This is a genomic window from Amycolatopsis antarctica (assembly GCF_002262875.1).
Lineage (GTDB): Bacteria > Actinomycetota > Actinomycetes > Mycobacteriales > Pseudonocardiaceae > Amycolatopsis > Amycolatopsis antarctica.
The window spans coordinates 138,584-153,790 of the sequence record NZ_NKYE01000006.1; the positions used below are offsets into that span (position 1 = coordinate 138,584).

General features: G+C 72.1%; 10 protein-coding genes. 2 read left to right on the forward strand and 8 right to left on the reverse strand.

The features are described from left to right. Positions 1-24: 24 nt before the first annotated feature. Positions 25-369, forward strand: coding sequence for an RNA polymerase-binding protein RbpA (locus tag CFN78_RS11780; RefSeq protein ID WP_094862965.1), 345 nt, complete (start codon positions 25-27; stop codon positions 367-369). A gap of 119 nt (positions 370-488) precedes the next feature. Here the strand turns inward: CFN78_RS11780 and CFN78_RS11785 are convergent, their stop codons facing one another. From CFN78_RS11785 to CFN78_RS11795, 3 genes are all read right to left on the reverse strand, one after another. Beyond that, complete coding sequence (locus CFN78_RS11785; RefSeq protein WP_094862790.1) at positions 489-1,268, reverse strand: polyprenol monophosphomannose synthase; 780 nt, start codon at positions 1,266-1,268, stop codon at positions 489-491. A gap of 24 nt (positions 1,269-1,292) precedes the next feature. Continuing rightward, the gene (lnt, locus tag CFN78_RS11790) at positions 1,293-2,900 is read right to left on the reverse strand and encodes an apolipoprotein N-acyltransferase (RefSeq protein ID WP_094862791.1); all 1,608 of its coding nucleotides are present in this window, start codon (positions 2,898-2,900) and stop codon (positions 1,293-1,295) included. Positions 2,901-3,072: 172 nt separating this feature from the next. Beyond that, the gene (locus tag CFN78_RS11795; protein ID WP_240519408.1) at positions 3,073-4,725 is read right to left on the reverse strand and encodes an amidohydrolase; all 1,653 of its coding nucleotides are present in this window, start codon (positions 4,723-4,725) and stop codon (positions 3,073-3,075) included. 155 nt (positions 4,726-4,880) lie between these two features. Here CFN78_RS11795 and CFN78_RS11800 point away from each other — a divergent pair, with 155 nt between their 5' ends. Beyond that, on the forward strand, positions 4,881-6,290 hold the full coding sequence (locus CFN78_RS11800) for a KamA family radical SAM protein (RefSeq protein ID WP_420807876.1): 1,410 nt from the start codon (positions 4,881-4,883) through the stop codon (positions 6,288-6,290). 208 nt (positions 6,291-6,498) lie between these two features. On the opposite strand, the gene CFN78_RS11805 is transcribed toward CFN78_RS11800, so the two are convergent. Genes CFN78_RS11805 through CFN78_RS11825 form a run of 5 tightly spaced genes read right to left on the reverse strand, consistent with a single transcriptional unit; the run spans position 6,499 to position 15,138 of the window. Further along, positions 6,499-9,666 (reverse strand): non-ribosomal peptide synthetase, encoded by a 3,168-nt coding sequence (locus CFN78_RS11805; protein WP_094862793.1) that lies wholly within the window; start codon positions 9,664-9,666, stop codon positions 6,499-6,501. Next, on the reverse strand, positions 9,659-9,913 hold the full coding sequence (locus CFN78_RS11810) for an acyl carrier protein (RefSeq protein WP_094862794.1): 255 nt from the start codon (positions 9,911-9,913) through the stop codon (positions 9,659-9,661). Before CFN78_RS11810 ends, CFN78_RS11805 begins: the two co-directional genes overlap by 8 nt. Positions 9,914-9,951: 38 nt before the next feature. Next, the gene (locus CFN78_RS11815; protein ID WP_094862795.1) at positions 9,952-11,658 is read right to left on the reverse strand and encodes an acyl-CoA dehydrogenase family protein; all 1,707 of its coding nucleotides are present in this window, start codon (positions 11,656-11,658) and stop codon (positions 9,952-9,954) included. Further along, positions 11,648-13,378, reverse strand: coding sequence for an acyl-CoA dehydrogenase family protein (locus CFN78_RS11820; protein WP_205660496.1), 1,731 nt, complete (start codon positions 13,376-13,378; stop codon positions 11,648-11,650). The genes CFN78_RS11815 and CFN78_RS11820 overlap by 11 nt, the downstream gene beginning before the upstream one ends. Next, on the reverse strand, positions 13,375-15,138 hold the full coding sequence (locus CFN78_RS11825; protein ID WP_205660497.1) for a fatty acyl-AMP ligase: 1,764 nt from the start codon (positions 15,136-15,138) through the stop codon (positions 13,375-13,377). Before CFN78_RS11825 ends, CFN78_RS11820 begins: the two co-directional genes overlap by 4 nt. Positions 15,139-15,207: the final 69 nt, after the last annotated feature.

A 15,207-nucleotide genomic window follows, 5' to 3' on the forward strand; every position in this document is an offset into this window, starting at 1 on the left:
GGAGCCGAACGAAAGGACTGCATCATGGCCGACCGTGTTTTGCGAGGAAGCCGGCTAGGAGCGGTCAGCTACGAGACCGACCGCAACCACGACCTGGCACCGCGGCGCACCGTGCGCTACGCCTGCCCGAAGGATCACGAGTTCGAGGTTCCCTTCTCCGACGACGCCGAGATCCCGTCGATGTGGGAGTGCCGTCTGCACGGCAGCGAGTCCGAGATCGTCGAGGGTGGCCAGCCCGAGCAGAAGAAGACCAAGCCGCCCAGGACGCACTGGGACATGCTGCTGGAGCGACGCTCCATCCCGGAGCTCGAGGATCTGCTCAACGAGCGCCTCGCCGAGCTGAAGGGCAAGCGCACGAGATCCGCCTGATTCGTCTTCGCACCGCCGAGTAACCCCCGTGGCCTTCCGCCACGGGGGTTACTCGTGTGTCCGGTCCGCGATACCGCCCGCGCGATACAGCCCGCGCGATACCGCGGACGGCGATCGCGCTAGCGGCGGATGAGACCGCGGATCTGCTCGGCGCGCCTGCGCAGCCCCCACAGGCCGACGCGCACGAACGCCTCCCACATGATCGAGCCGTTCATCTTCGACTCGCCGATTTCGCGCTCGGTGAAGGTGATGGGCACTTCGACGACCTGGAAACCGGAGCGGACGGTGCGCCAGGCGAGGTCGATCTGGAAGCAGTAGCCGCGGGAGACGATCTCGTCCAGCGGCAGTTTCTCCAGTACTTCGCGCCGGTACGCGCGGAAGCCCGCGGTGATGTCGTTGATTCCGACGCCGAGGGCGAGCTTCGAGTAGAGGTTGGCTCCGCGGGAGAGGACCTCCCGGCGTTTCGGCCAGTTGACCACGCTGCCACCGGGTACGTAACGGGATCCGATGGTGAGGTCCGAGTCGGTGAGGGCGTCGAGCAGCCGGGGCAGATCCTCCGGGGCGTGGGAGCCGTCGGCGTCCATCTCGATGATCGTCGCGTAGTCGCGGGCGAGACCCCAGCGGAAACCGGCGACGTAGGCGGCGCCAAGGCCCGCCTTCTCGGTCCGGTGCATCACGTGGACCCGTTCGTCCTCGGCGGCGAGTTCGTCCGCCAGTTCCCCCGTGCCGTCCGGGCTGCCGTCGTCGACCACCAGTGCGTGCGCGCCGGGCAGCGCGGAGTGCAACCGCTGCAGGATCCGGCCGAGGTTGTCCCGTTCCTCGTAGGTCGGGATCACCACCAGTACCGGTTCGATGTCGTCCCTGCCGGGTGTGCTCTCGGCCTGGGGCGGCTGCTCCATCCGTTCCCTCCTCTGCGACGGTACCTAGTCCGTCGCGGTCTGTGGTGCCTGTCCGGCGCGGGTGCGCCGAGTGCGCAGCCGCAGGCCGATTCCGGTCAGCAACGCCGCCAGCGCGCCCCCGACCAGCACGTACTCGGTCCACGCACCGAGTCGATCCGACAGCGTAGTCTGCTCGCGCAGCGGGACGGTGCCGACCAGCGTCGCCGCGGTGTAGAGCTGTGTGGGACGGTCCACGGTGCCGTCCGGCGCGACGAGGGCGCTGACGCCGCTGGTGGCGGGCACGACCACCGCGCGCCCGTGCTCGACGGCGCGTAGTCGTGACATGGCGAGCTGCTGGTAGCTCATCTCCCCCGGGCCGTACCAGGCGTTGTTGGTGGGGACGGTGAGCAGTCGCGCCCCGGCGGCGGTCGCCTCCCTGGAGACGTAGTCGTAGGCGGCCTCGTAGCAGATGGCGACGCCGACGGAGGTATCCGCGACGTCGAGGTTCGCCGGTCCGGTGCCCTCCTGCATGTCACCGGTGTCGTCGACGAAGGGCGTGAACAGCCGGGCGAGCGAGCGCAGCGGTACGTACTCGGCGAACGGGACCAGCTCCTGCTTGGCGTACCGCCCGTCCTGGCCGGTGCCGGGTTCCCAGGCGACGACGGTGTTCTGGGTGCGTCCGGTCGGCAGCCGGTACTTGGCGCCGATCAGGGCCGGGGTGTCGAGTTCGTCGACCAGGCGGTCGATTACGGGATCGTCGCCACGTACGTCGGTCGCGGTCTCGGGCCAGACGACGAGGTCGGGCTTCGGCACGGCGCCCGAGCGGATGTCGGCGATCAGCCGTTCGGTCTGCGCGATGTGGTTGGCGCGGATGGTGCGGGTCTGGCCGAGAAGCCCGAGGCCGGCATCGGGCGCGTTGCCCTGGACGATGGCGACGGTGCGGCTGCCCGACTCGGCGTCGGTGCCGATGGTGGGCCAGAGGGCGAGGCCCGCACCCGCCGGGAGCAGGGCGCACAGTACGGGGACGGCCAGTGCTCGCGGGCGGGGTCCGCCGTGGGCGGCGAGGCGGACGACGAGGGCGCCGAGGCCGAAGCCGGTCACCACTACGGCGAAACCGACCAGCGGGGCGCCGCCGATCGCCGCGAGTGGCAGGTAGGCGCCTTCGGGCTGGGAGAACGCGGTACGGCCCCAGGGGAAGCCGTTGATCGGGAACCGGCCGCGCACGGTCTCGTGCAGCAGGAACACCAGCGCCATCCACACGGGCGCGGCGGGCAGCGTGGCGACGAGAGTCATCAGGCCGCAGGCGAGCGCGAGGAACAGGGCCATCAGCGCGGACAGCGCCAGCCAGGGTGCGGCGCCGAAGTCGTCGCCGAGGAAGTCCTGGATCCAGCGGAGGTGGGTGAGGAAGAACGTGAGCCCGAACGCGAAGCCCACGCCGAGGCCGGACCAGAACCGCCTGCCGTGCAGGGCCACGGCCAGACCGGCGAAGGCGAACGGAGCGAGCCACCACAGGGGGCGCGGGGCGAAGCTGAGGTAGAGGACGAGGCCGGCCGCGACGGCGAGCGCTATCCGGCCGAGCCGGGCGGGCCACGGGTTCGCGCGGGGCGGCGTGCCGGAGGTGGGCGTCTCCGGCTGCGTGGCGGTGGCGGACACCCGTTCAGCCTAGGCCCTGTCGGTGACTCTCGGTCGATGGGATTCGGGATCGAGGCGGCTCTCCTGCCCGGGGACGGGAAGCCCAGCATCGGTGCCGTGCCCCGGGCTTCCGCCGGCACCACAGTGAACCTCTGCGGCGCGAACACGCCGGCCACGAATCGCCGGACAGGGTCTAGGCGTGTCCCCGCGGGGTGGAGGTGTCGCGGTCGTGGATCACGGTGCCCGAGCGCACCGTGCGGACACACACGGGCAGCGGGGCGTCCGGGGCGAGGGAGGGCAGGGGGGCGACGCCGGAGCGCGGGTCGGTGGACCAGCGGCGTACCCGCGAGTCGGTGCCCGCCGCGACGAGTTCGCCGGTCTCCCACACGGCGTAGTGGGCGGGTGCTCCGGGACGGAGGGTGCCGGTGACGCCGTCGTGCACGCCTGCGGCGCGGTGCCCGCCGCGAGTGTGGGCGGTGAAGGCGCCCCGGGCGCTCAGGCCGGAGCCTGGCGTGCGGTGGTGCACGGCCGCACGGATCGCAGCCCAGGGGTCGAGGGCGGTCACCGGGCTGTCGGACCCGAACGCGAGCGCGACGCCGGCCGAGGCGAGGGTGGCGAAGGGGTTGAGCCCGGCGGCGCGGTTCGTGCCGAGCCGGGTGGCGTACATGCCGCCGGTGCCGCCCCAGAGCGCGTCGAACAACGGTTGCATGGACGCGGTGACTCCCCAGCGGGCGAGTTCGCTCGCCTGCTCGGAGGTGACCATTTCGAGGTGTTCGAGCCGGTGCCTGCCGGCGACGAGCGCGCGGTGGCCGAGGGTCTGCTCGGCGAGGCGGAATCCGTCGACGACGGCGGTGACGGCGGCGTCGCCGATCACGTGGAATCCGGCCTGCAGTCCGTGTCCCGCACAGTCGGTGAGGTGGGCGGCGACGCCGTCGGGGTCGAGGTAGGCGGCGCCGGAGGTGTCGGGCCGGTCGTCGTAGGGGGCGTGCAGGGCGGCGGTGTGCGAGCCGAGGGAGCCGTCGGCGAACAGGTCGCCTGCCAGTCCGGGGACGCCGAGCCTGCGTGCGGTGGCCGCTCCCCCTCGTTCGCCCCAGTAGCCGACGACCTCGGGCAGTGCCGGGTCGCGGGCGAGGTCGAGCAGGTCGGCGAGGTCCTGTTCGCCGGAGATGTCGGGGCCGGCGCATTCGTGTACCGAGACGATGCCGCGTGCGGCGGCCGTACGGAGGAAGGCTTCCTGCGCGTGCCGGCGTTGCGCCGTGGGCAGGCCGTCCCGCATGGCGCCGCGGGCGAGGTGGTGGGCGGTGCGGGTGAGCGGGCCGTCGTCGGACCAGCCTTCGGCGTCCCGGATGCCGGGGGCGAGTTCGGCCAGTGCGCTGGAGATCAGGGCGGAGTGGACGTCGACGCGGCTGAGGTAGACGGGGACGCCGCCGGTGGCGGAGTCGATCTCGGCGCGGCTGGGCACGCGCGGATCGGTCCATGCCGAGGAGTCCCAGCCGTGGGCGACGAGCAGGTGACCGGGTTGTGCGGCGGTCCGCAGCGCGGCGAGTAGTTCGGTGCCGTCGCGCAGTCCGGTGAGGTCGAGTCCGGTGAGGTGCAGGCCGGTCGAGGTGGCGTGCACGTGGGCGTCGACGAAGGCGGGGGCGACGAACGCGCCGTCGAGGTCGACGGTCTCGGCAGCGGGGTGCAGGGCGCGGCCGGGGCCGTCCTGTCCGATCCAGACGATGGTGCCGTTCTCGACGGCCATCGCGGTGGCCTCGGGTGAGCCGTGGGCGTGGATGCGCCCGCCGAGCAGCAGTGTCTGGTGTGGCCTGCCGTGCGGGGTGCGGTCGGTGCTGTGGTCGGTCACGTCCGGAGAGTCTGCCCCGCCGGTACCGGGGCGCGGGCCGGGGGCGGCCGTGTGGCGTAACGCTCAGCCGAACCGACCTTCGTACCGAAAGAATTTACGTATGAACGACGATGTGACAGCATAATTTAACGAGTTCCCGACGACTAGGAGCACAAGTGACTGCGATCCAGGAACCTGTCTCGCGAGCCGCCGACGCTGATGTCGTGGTTTCCCCGGCCGAACAGCCGTACAACTACGTGCGCAACGAGCTGGTCGAGCCGGATTGGCGCCGGTTCCCCGGTTGGAAGGACGTCACCGAGGTCCAGTGGCGGGACGCGCAGTGGCAGCGCGTCAACTGCGTGCGCAACATCAAGCAGTTACGCAAGCTGATGGGTGACACGCTGGAGGACCGCTTCTACGAGGATCTCGAGGCCGACCAGCGCGACATGGCGACGATGTCGATGCTGCTGCCGCCGCAGATGCTGAACACGATGGCCACCGACAGCGGAACGGACGCGGCGGCGACGACCGAGGCGTTCTACGCCGACCCGATCCGCCGGTACATGATGCCGGTGAAGAGCGACCGGGACGCCGAATGGCCCTCGCACCCGCACTCGGAGCGCGACTCGCTGCACGAGGCGGAGATGTGGGTGGCCGAGGGCCTGACCCACCGCTACCCCACCAAGGTCCTCGCCGAGTTGCTTTCCACCTGCCCCCAGTACTGCGGCCACTGCACGCGGATGGACCTGGTGGGCAACTCGACGCCGCTGATCGACAAGCACAAGCTGACCCTCAAGCCGGTCGACCGCCAGGACGCGATGATCGACTACCTCAAGCGCACCCCCGGTGTGCGGGACGTGGTCGTCTCCGGCGGGGACGTCGCGAACGTGCCGTGGCATCAGCTCGAGTCGTTCCTGATGCGCCTGATGGACATCGAGACGGTGCGTGACATCCGGCTGGCCACCAAGGCGCTGGCCGGCCTGCCGCAGCACTGGCTGCAGCCGAAGGTCGTCGAAGGGTTGGAGCGGGTCGCCCGCACCGCGCACCGGCGGGGCGTCAACCTGGCGATCCACACGCACGTCAACCACGTGCAGTCGGTGACGCCGCTGGTCGCCGAGGCGGCGAGGACGGCGCTGGATGTCGGCGTGCGCGACGTGCGCAACCAGGGGGTGCTGATGAAGGGGGTCAACGACACCCCGGAGCAGCTCCTGGACCTGTGCTTCGCGCTGCAGGGCGAGGCGAACATCCTGCCGTACTACTTCTACATGTGCGACATGATCCCGAACTCGGAGCACTGGCGGGTCTCGGTGCACGAGGCGCAGGAGTTGCAGCACGGGATCATGGGCTACCTGCCGGGGTACGCGACGCCCCGGATCATCTGCGACGTGCCCTACGTCGGCAAGCGCTGGGTGCACCAGCTCGCGGAGTACGACCGGGAGAAGGGCATCTCGTACTGGACGAAGAACTACCGGACCGGCATCGAGCTGGAGGACCCGGAAGCGCTGCTGCGCCGTTACCCGTACTACGACCCGATCGCCACGCTGCCGGAGGCCGGTCGCGAGTGGTGGGCCGCGAACGGCAAGTAGCGAACACGTGACGACGGTGGCGCGGGGGCGGACGGCTTCCGCGCCACCGTCGTCACGCGGATCGTCGCGCGCTGCGGGATCGGGCGCATCCGGATCGGTTTCGGCGAGGACGTCTGCCGCCGCGAGGAGATCCGGCCAAGGTGATCGTGAAGGTGCGGCGCGGCTGGGCGATGCGGGTGATCCCCGGGCACCCCGGGCCACGTGAGCGTCACGTGGCCCGGCCGCGCGGGCAGGCGGCCGCCAGTCCCGCCGCGGTGCGATACTCGAAGACCTCGCGCACGGTCACCGGAAACCCGGCGCGCCGGGCCAGTGCGGCCAGGCGCAGCGCCAGCACGCTGTCCCCGCCGAGACCGAAGAAGCTCTCCTCCGCACCGACGTCCTGTCGTGCCAGCAGAGTGCCGAACAGCGCGCACAGCGTCCTCTCCTCCTCGTCGTGCGCGGGGCGCGATGACGACCGGGACGGCGGTGGAGGGGCGAGGGCAGCGAGGTCGGTCTTGCCGCTCGGCAGCAGGGGCAGTGCGTCGATGGCGGTGACCGTGTCCGGGACGTGGTGCGCGGGGAGCCGTTCGGCGAGCCAGTCCCGCAGTCCCGACGGTAACCGGGCACCGGGTGGGCCGGTCACCACGTGGGCGGCCAGCCGGGGGGCGCCGTCCGGTCCGGGGTGGTTGGTGACCGCGCAACCCCGGACGTCCGGGTGGGTGCCCAGTACCGCTTCGATCCCGCCGGGTTCGACGCGCACGCCGCGGATCTGGGTCTGACGGTCGGCGCGGCCGAGGTATTCCAGCACGCCGTCCTCGCGACGACGGGCCAGGTCGCCGGTGCGGTACATCCGGGTGCCCGGCGGGCCGTACGGGTCGGCGAGGAAGCGTTCCGCGGTGAGACCGGGCCGGTTCAGGTAACCGCGGGCCAGACCCCGCCCGCAGACGTGCAGTTCACCCGGCACCCCGGGCGGCACCGGGTGCAGCGCGGAATCCAGCAGGCGGACGCTGGTGCCCGCGATCGGCTCGCCAAGCCCGGGAGCTTGCTTCTCGCAGTGGGCGACGAGGCTGTCCCCCGCTGTTTCCGTCGTGCCGTAGAGGTTGACCAGCCGGGCACCGGGCAGTACCCGGGCGAGATGCGCGGGAAAGGCCGGTGGCATCGCTTCCCCGCTGGAGATCCACAGGGAGCAGGAGGCGAGCAGGTTCGGATCGTCGTCGAGAAGGGCGCCGAGCAGACTGGGCGTGCTGACCATCCGGCTCGGCCGGTACCGCGTGAGCAGCTCGACGAGCTGGTCGCCGCCCTCGGCTGGTACGACGGTGGCGCCGTTGAGCAGCGCGCCGAGCACCTCGTTGACGGTGTCCACGAACGCCGGGGAACCATGCGCCAGCACCGTTTCCCCGTCCCGGAACGGGAACTCCGCCGCGTACCAGGCGTGCCGTGCCAGCAGTGCGGCATGCGTGCCGACGACGGCCTTCGGGGCCGCGGTGGAACCGGAGGTGTGGACGACGCAGGCGGGGGTCTCGCCGTGCGGGTGGGCCAGCGGCACGGGCACCGGCCGGTCTCCGGGATCGTCCGGGCTCAGCACCGGGACGGCCCCGGCCACGCTGCCGTCCCGGTCGGTCAGCAGCAGCACCGGGCGTGCGTCCTCGATCTGCCGGTCGAGCCGGTCCGCCGGATGGCCCGGGTCCAGCAGCAGGTACGCCGCGCCGGATTTGAGCACCGCCAGCAGGGCCACCACCAGGTTCGCCGACCACGGCAGCAGTACCGCGACACACCGTTCCGGCGCCGCTCCCCCGGCCGCGAGGGCCGCGGCCAGCCGATCCGCCCGGACGTCCAGTTCCGCGTAGGTGAGGGAGCCGGCAGGCGTGGAGACCGCCTCCCGGTGCGGATGCCGCCGCGCCCGGTGCTCGAACCATCGCGCCACCGTGGTGGCGGGAGCCGGTGCCACAGGCCCCGCGGGACGGGGTGCCTCGCCGGGGATGGGTACGGCCAGGCTGCCGATCGGATCGCCTGGGGCGGCGAGCAGCAGGCCGAGGTGCCCGCGGAAACGTTCGAGGTGGGCGCGGGGCCCGTCCGGCCCGTAACGCGCGGCAGGCGCCTCGAACTCCAGCCGGATCGCGTCCTCGCCGGTCGTGCCGCCGTACACGCTCACCGCGAGGCCCCGCACAACGCCCTTGGTCAACTGCCGCATCGTCACCCGGCACGGGCCCAGCGTCAGTGTCCGGTCGAAGGCCAGCACGTTCACCGTCGGCCGGTCGTACCCCTCGGCGCGGCCGGCGAGGCCGAGGTCCCGGTGCAGGTCCTCGCCGCGGTACCGCTGGTGCTTGCCCATGGCACCGGTTCGCTCCGCCGTGCGCGCCACGAGTTCGGCGAACGTCGTGGCCGGCATGACCGGCAGGCGCAGCGGCAGGTGGTTCGACAGCATCGCCGGGGTGCGCAGTGCGGCGCCGGTGGCGCGGGCGGTCACCGGCATGCCCAGCACCAGGTCGTCGGTGCCGGTCACGGTCCGCAGGTATGCGGCGAGTGCGGCGAGCAGGACGGTCGGCCAGCGGGTGCCGGTGTCCCGCGCGCAGGCGAGCAGGGCGGCTCGTTGCTCCTCGGCGAGGTCGTCCTCGTACTGGCACACCTCCGTCCCCGCGGCCGCCGTGGCGACTGCGGCGGGGCCGCCCTGCGCGGGTGGTTCGGCGAACACCCCGGCCCAGTACTCGCGGTCCCGGGTGCGGCGCGGCGAAACCTGGTACGCGGCGTCCTCCGCGAGGAGGTCGGCCAGTGGCCGGGCGTTCGAGGGACGTGGTTCCCGTCCGTCCGCCAGCGCGGTGTACACCTCGGCGATGCGGCGCAGGTGCAGCGCCTGGCCGTACCCGTCGAGCACGATGTGGTGGTAGCGCAGGAACAGCAGGTGCCGTCGCGGGCTCAGCCGTAACAGCGCGTGGCTGGCGGGAGGCCCCTCCGCCAGGTCGATCGGCGCCGAGGTCGCCCGGCGCATCCAGGTGTCCGCGGCCGCGTCCGGATCGGGATCGTCGGCGAGGTCGACGACGGGCAGTTCCACCGATCCCGCCGCCAGTACGTATTGCCCGGGTCCGTCGTCGCCCTCGGCGAAGCGCACCCGGAGCGTCTCGGCGTCGGCGACGGCCCGGGTCACCGAGCGCCCGATCAGCTCGGTGTCGAGTGGCCCGTGGATGTCGAGGAAGGCGCCACAATTGTAGATCGGCGTGTCCGGCCGCAATTGCTGTGCTATCCAGACATCGCGCTGGGCGGCGGTGACGGGAAGCCGTTCCGGGAATTCGTCGGTATTCGGGGAACTCCCGTCTCGGCCGGTCGTGCATTGCGGTGGCGGGTCATTCTCCCCGTTGTTCGCGGACTCGTTTCCCACTTCCACCACCCTGGATTCAGGCACGGGGCGGCAGGTGCCCGGAGACGAACTCGGCGAACGTGTCGATGGTCGGGTGGTCCCACAACGCGGTCGGCTCGATGCTCACGCCGAACCGGTCCTCGATGTCGGTGCAGACCGTGAGCGCCGATACGGAATCCAGGCCGTACTCGCTGAGCTCCACGTCGTGCCGGATCTGCTCCGCGGGCAGCTCCACGTAGTCGGCGACACGTTCCACGAGCCAGCCGCGCAGTTCGGTCGCGGTGTTCTCCATCGATGCTCCTCAGGTCGTTTCGGAGGGTCAGGGGCCGGCTAGCCGGCCACCGGGGCGCCGGTGACACCGAAGCCGAGATTCCGGTCGTGCCGGTGGAACAGTTCGGTCAGCAGCGTGTCCTCGATGCCGGGTGGAAGGAGCAGCGGGTCGCGGACGGTCCGGGCGGACAACCTGCTCAGCACGGCAACCAGCCACGCGGGGTCGGCGAGGAAACCCTCGCCGTGTGCGCGCCGATGCCGCCACACGCCGAAGCAGGCCGCGGCGGCCAGCACCGCGACGTAGCGGTCGGTGAGCGCGTAGACGGACGGGGCGGCGGTGATGGTCAGTTCCCGCGGCCGTAGCGAGGCGCACACCTGCGTCAGATCCCGGAGTTCGCCGGCGAACCGGGCGGCGAGTTCGCGTACCTGTGGCGGATCGTCGGCGGTGCTGTCCAGTGCGGCGGGCAGCGAGGACGCGAGATGGTCCCGGCCGCCCGCGGAGACCGTCAGCAGGTCGAAACGGAGCGGAGCGAGGTGCCCGTCCAGATCGAACAGGCCCTCGGGCGCGGCTTCACCGGAGGACCAGGACCTGCGGGCGGCGGCGGGCAACTGGGGCAGGACGGTGGTCTGGCAGGTCGCCCTGGCGACGTGGGCGAAGGCGACCGGTTTGATGTCGCGCAACAGTTTCTGGAAGATCCCGTACTCGCCCGTACGCAGATACGACTGGGCACCGAGGACGGTACCGAGCCGGGACATCGCGGCGATCAGCGGCCGCGAGACGCCGTACTTCACCGCGGGGGCGTACACGCTCGCCTCGCCGGGCAGCAGGTGCAGCGCGCGTGCCGCCACTCCGGTGAACACCTCGCACATCAGCAGGTCGGCGAACGCGCCCGCGAGCACCGCGCGCACGTGCGGGATCCCGGCGACCGTGCCGCCGTAGAGGGTGCGCTGCCGGACGTGACGCAGGGTCGTGCGCAGGCCGGTGTCCAGAATGGACGTTGCCATCGCGGGTAACGCGGTGCGGGTGAGCTGGAAGGCGCGGATCGCGGTCTCCAGGCCGTGCCCCCGTTCCCCCAGCAGCGCCCCGGCGGGCACCGGGCAGTCGTCGAAGCGCATCCCGCCGAGCTGGACGCCGCGCATCCCGGTGCTGGCGAAACGCGGCAGGTAGCCGTATCTGTCCCCGGGCAGCGCCGATTTCTCCACCAGGAGCTGCGAATGCTGCCGGGGTCCGCTGCCGCTGCCGGTACGGGCGAACAGCACGAGCGCGTCCGAGCGTTCGATGTTGGTGACGACCTCCTTGCGGCCGTCGAGGCGGAAACCGTCACCGTCCGCGGAGGCGGCGAGTTCGGTACCCGCCATGTCGTTGCCGTGGGCCAGTTCGTGGTAGGCGCAGGCGACCTTTCGGTTGGCCAGCAACAGCTCCGCGACGCGGGCGCGTGGCTCTCCGTCCGGTCCCGCCCAGGCGTTGACCCCGGCGATGAAGGAGCTCGCCCCGTACCCGAGGCCGAGGCACGGATCGCGGCGATAGACCGTGCGCATCACCTCGATCAGGTCGTCCAGCCGGTGGAACCGGCCGCCGTCGGCGACCGGGACGAACTCGGCGTTGAGTCCGAAGTCGTCGAGCGCTCGCTCTCCGTCGGCGAACATCTCCTCACGTTCGTCGGCGGCGAGGACCGCGTCGAAGCCCAGTGGGTTCGCCGGCTCCCACGGCGCACCGAGGCGTGCCTCCAGCTCGGCGACGCGGGCGCGGCCCTGTTCACCCGGCATGGCCGCCCCCTCCCCATGGTCGCGGCCCGCCGATCGTGCTCGTTTCCAGTACCGCGGCGGCGATCACCTCGTAGCCGGTGCTGTCGCTGACGTCGGTGTTGTCGGCGAGGTTCACCTCGAGCGCGAGTTCCTCGGCGACGAAGCTCAGGCAGGCCCGCGCCCATTCCGGTTCGGTGGACTCGGGGTTGTGCCACCAGAGCAGAAGGCAGGCCGAGGCGGCGTAGCACAGCTCGTAGCGCTCCGCGGCGAGGAACGCGGCGGCCGGCACCTCGCGGGTGGCGCCCATTCCGGCCGCGATCTCGGTGTGCAGCTCGGCTGCCTCGTCCTCGATGGCCGTGGCCAGTGCGGCCACCGCGGCGAGGTTCCGGTCGGCGGGGTCGGCGGCGGCCCGGTCGCGGGCGTGGCGCGCGGCGTCCGGCAGTGCACGGACGATCCCGCATCCGGTGCCGGACACCAGTTTCAGTGCTTTCGGATCCAGCGGTGGCAACGGCGTGCCCAGGTTCGCGGCGGCAGCGGCTCCGTCGAGTGCGTCCGGTCGGCGGTAGGTGCGGGCCAGGCGGGGGAACTGGGCGATGAGGGCGCTGCGGTTGACCGGGGTGCTGCCGTCGAAGATGCCGACCACGCGATGGTCTCGTTCCAGTTTGGCGAACATGCCGTCCGCGTGCGCTCCGGTCAGGAAGCCGCGGGCGCCGAGGAGTTCGCCGAGCTGCTCCAGTGCCCCGTCGACGACGGTGGGGACGAACGCCTTGGTGACCGCGGAGCCGACGCTGAGCTCACCGGGCAGGGTGTGCACTCCGCGTGCGGTGACGGTCATGACCGCCTCGGCGACCAGCGTGCCCGCCGCCGCACGGCCGAGCAGATGCCGCACGTTCGGCAGCTCGGCGAGGGTCTGCCCATACACCTGCCGTTCGCGCAGGAAATCCGCGGTCAGCCGTAAGGCGTGGTCCGCGGCGCCCAGCGAGAGCGCGCCGCAGACGGTACGGGTCAGTTGCAGGGCCGTGAGCACGGTCTCCAGGCCGGTCCCCTCGGCGCCGACGAGCGCGGTCGCCGGTACCGGTGCCGCGGTGAACGAGATGCCGCTGATGTCGGCGCCCCGGATCCCGTGGGTGCGTTCCCGTGGCAGGCAGCGGAACGTGTCCTCGGGCAGCGTGCGCTTGTCGACGAGGAACAGGCTGAACCCGCGGGGGCCACCCGCCGGGTCGGTGCGCGCGAGCACGCAGATCAGGTCGGCGCGGGTGGCGTTGTTGATCAGCCACTTCTCCCCGTCGAGGCGCCATCGGCCGCCGTCGCGGGTGGCGCTGAGCGCTCCGGCGAGCAGGTCGCTGCCGTGGCCGCGTTCGGTCAGGCCCCAGGAGATCTCCGTGCCGCCGGCGAGTTGTGCGCCGAGCCAGGCGGCCTGCTCGTCGTTGCCGCCGACCCATACCGAGGCCGAGCCGAGGAAGCTTTTGCCGTGGGCGATCGCGACGGTGAGGTCATGCCCGGCCACCAGCCGCATCAGGTCGACGAGTTCGGCGGCGGCACCGAACCTGCCCCCGTGCCGGTCCGGGACGTAGTGCTCGGCCAGTCCGAACTCGCGCAGAACGGCGTGTGCGGCGGCCGGGAACCGCTCGCCGCGGTCGGCCGCTGCCAGTTCCGCGGGTGCGAAGGCGCCGCCGGGGCCGCAGGCGCCGTCGAGAACCGCGGCGAGCAGGACGACCGGATCGGCGCGGGTGGCCGTCACGAGCTCTCCCCGCCGGGCGCGGCGGCGTGGTGCAACGCGGGCAGGGTGCCCGCCAGGTAGAGCTCCCGCATCCCCGCGCGCTGGATCTTGCCGCTCGTGGTGCGCCGCACGGTGCCCTGGCGCAGCACGAACACCTCCGAGGGCCAGGCACCGAACTGACGGGTGACGGTCTTGCGCATGCCGACGGCGAGCGCCGCCAGGTCGTCCGGCGGCAGCCGGCGACGTACCTCGTGGGTGACGATCAGGCGCTCGGCCTCGGCTCCGGTGTCGCGGACGGTGAACACGGCACCCACCGAGGCCGCGAGCTCCCGGTGCGCGGTGCGCAGTTCGTGTTCCACGTCCTGCGGGTAGATGTTGCGGCCGCGGATAACCAGGGTCTCCTTGAGCCGTCCGGTGACATAGAGCTCGCCCCCGTCGACCATGCCGAAGTCCCCGGTACGCAGGAAGCCTCCTTCCCCGTCGGCGGTGCGGCGGTCGAAGGTCGTCTCGGTCGCCTCGGCGTTGCGCCAGTACCCGTGCGCGACGCTCGGGCCGCGCAGCCACACCTCGCCCACCCTCGCCTCCGGCAACACCGCCCCGGTGCCGGGATCCACGATGCGCACGTCGAGGTCGTGCACGGCCCCGCAGCTCACCAGATCGCGATAGGGCTCCCCCGCGCCTGCCGGGACGACGAGGTGCCGTTCCAGCTCGGCGGCCGACGCGCGGCGCACCACCGGCTCCCGGTCACAGGTGCCGGAGACGAACAGGGTGGCCTCGGCCATCCCGAAACACGGCGTCATCGTCTCGGGCCGGAAACCGGCCCCGGCGAACCGTTCAGCGAAGGTGCGCAGCACCGAGGCGCGTACCGGTTCGGAACCGTTCACCGCCACCCGCCAGCGCGACAGGTCGAGACCGGTGAGCTGCTCCTCGGTGACCCTGCGCGCACAGAGTTCGAATGCGAAGTTCGGCGCGGCCGAGACGGTGACGTCGAACCGGTCGATCAGGCGCAGCCAGGACACCGGACGGCGGAGGAATCCGGACGGGCTCATCAGTACGGCCGCCGTGCCGGCGAACAGCGGCGGCAGCAGATGCCCCATCAGGCCCATGTCGTGGTAGTTCGGGATCCAGCCGCCGAACCGGGTGCCCTCGGCCTCGCTGACCTTCAGCGCCTCGGCGGCGGTCGCGGCGTTGTGCAGCAGGTTCCCGTGGGTGACGACGACGCCCTTCGGGGCGGCGGTCGAACCGGAGGTGTACTGCAGGACGGCCGTCGCGGCCTGCCCGGCGGCCACGGGTGACCAGTCCCCGGGATCGCCCAGCGGGTCGCGGTCGGTGACCAGCAGCGAGGCCGCGGGTGCCGCCTCGGCCGCCCACGCCGTCACCGGCGGTGCCACCGCCGACTCGGTGAGGACGAAGGACACGTCCGCGTCCGCGGCGATGCCCTCCAGCCTGCGCCGGGAATGGCTGTACTGCTCGGGCACCGGGGCAGGCACGGCGACCATGCCGGCGTAGAGGCAACCGAAGAAGGCGCCGGTGAAGTCGAGTCCGTTGGGAAACAGCAACATGACCCTGGCGCCCGGTTCGGCTCGCTCGCGCAGCCAGACGGCGATCGCGCGGGCCCGCTCGTCGAGTTCACGGTAGGTCCACCAGACCGCGTCATCGGTGGCACCAGGATCAGCGGGGTCACCGGGGTCGCCGACCATGGCCACCGCCCGCCGGTCGCCTGCCCGTTCGACCAGGGAGCGCATCAACGCGGTCACATCGGCGGCGTCTCGCGTGTTCACCGTCATCCCCGGCCCTCTCTCCGCGTCCAGCAGACCCGTACCCGTGCGCGCCGGACCCACCCGGCCGGA

Bases quoted from the DNA above. Each gene is read 5' to 3' on its own strand.
- CFN78_RS11780 (WP_094862965.1), top strand. From the start codon at position 25: ATGGCCGACCGTGTTTTGCGAGGAAGCCGGCTAGGAGCGGTCAGCTAC.
- CFN78_RS11785 (WP_094862790.1), bottom strand. From the start codon at position 1,268: ATGGAGCAGCCGCCCCAGGCCGAGAGCACACCCGGCAGGGACGACATC.
- CFN78_RS11810 (WP_094862794.1), bottom strand. From the start codon at position 9,913: ATGGAGAACACCGCGACCGAACTGCGCGGCTGGCTCGTGGAACGTGTC.
- CFN78_RS11815 (WP_094862795.1), bottom strand. From the start codon at position 11,658: ATGCCGGGTGAACAGGGCCGCGCCCGCGTCGCCGAGCTGGAGGCACGC.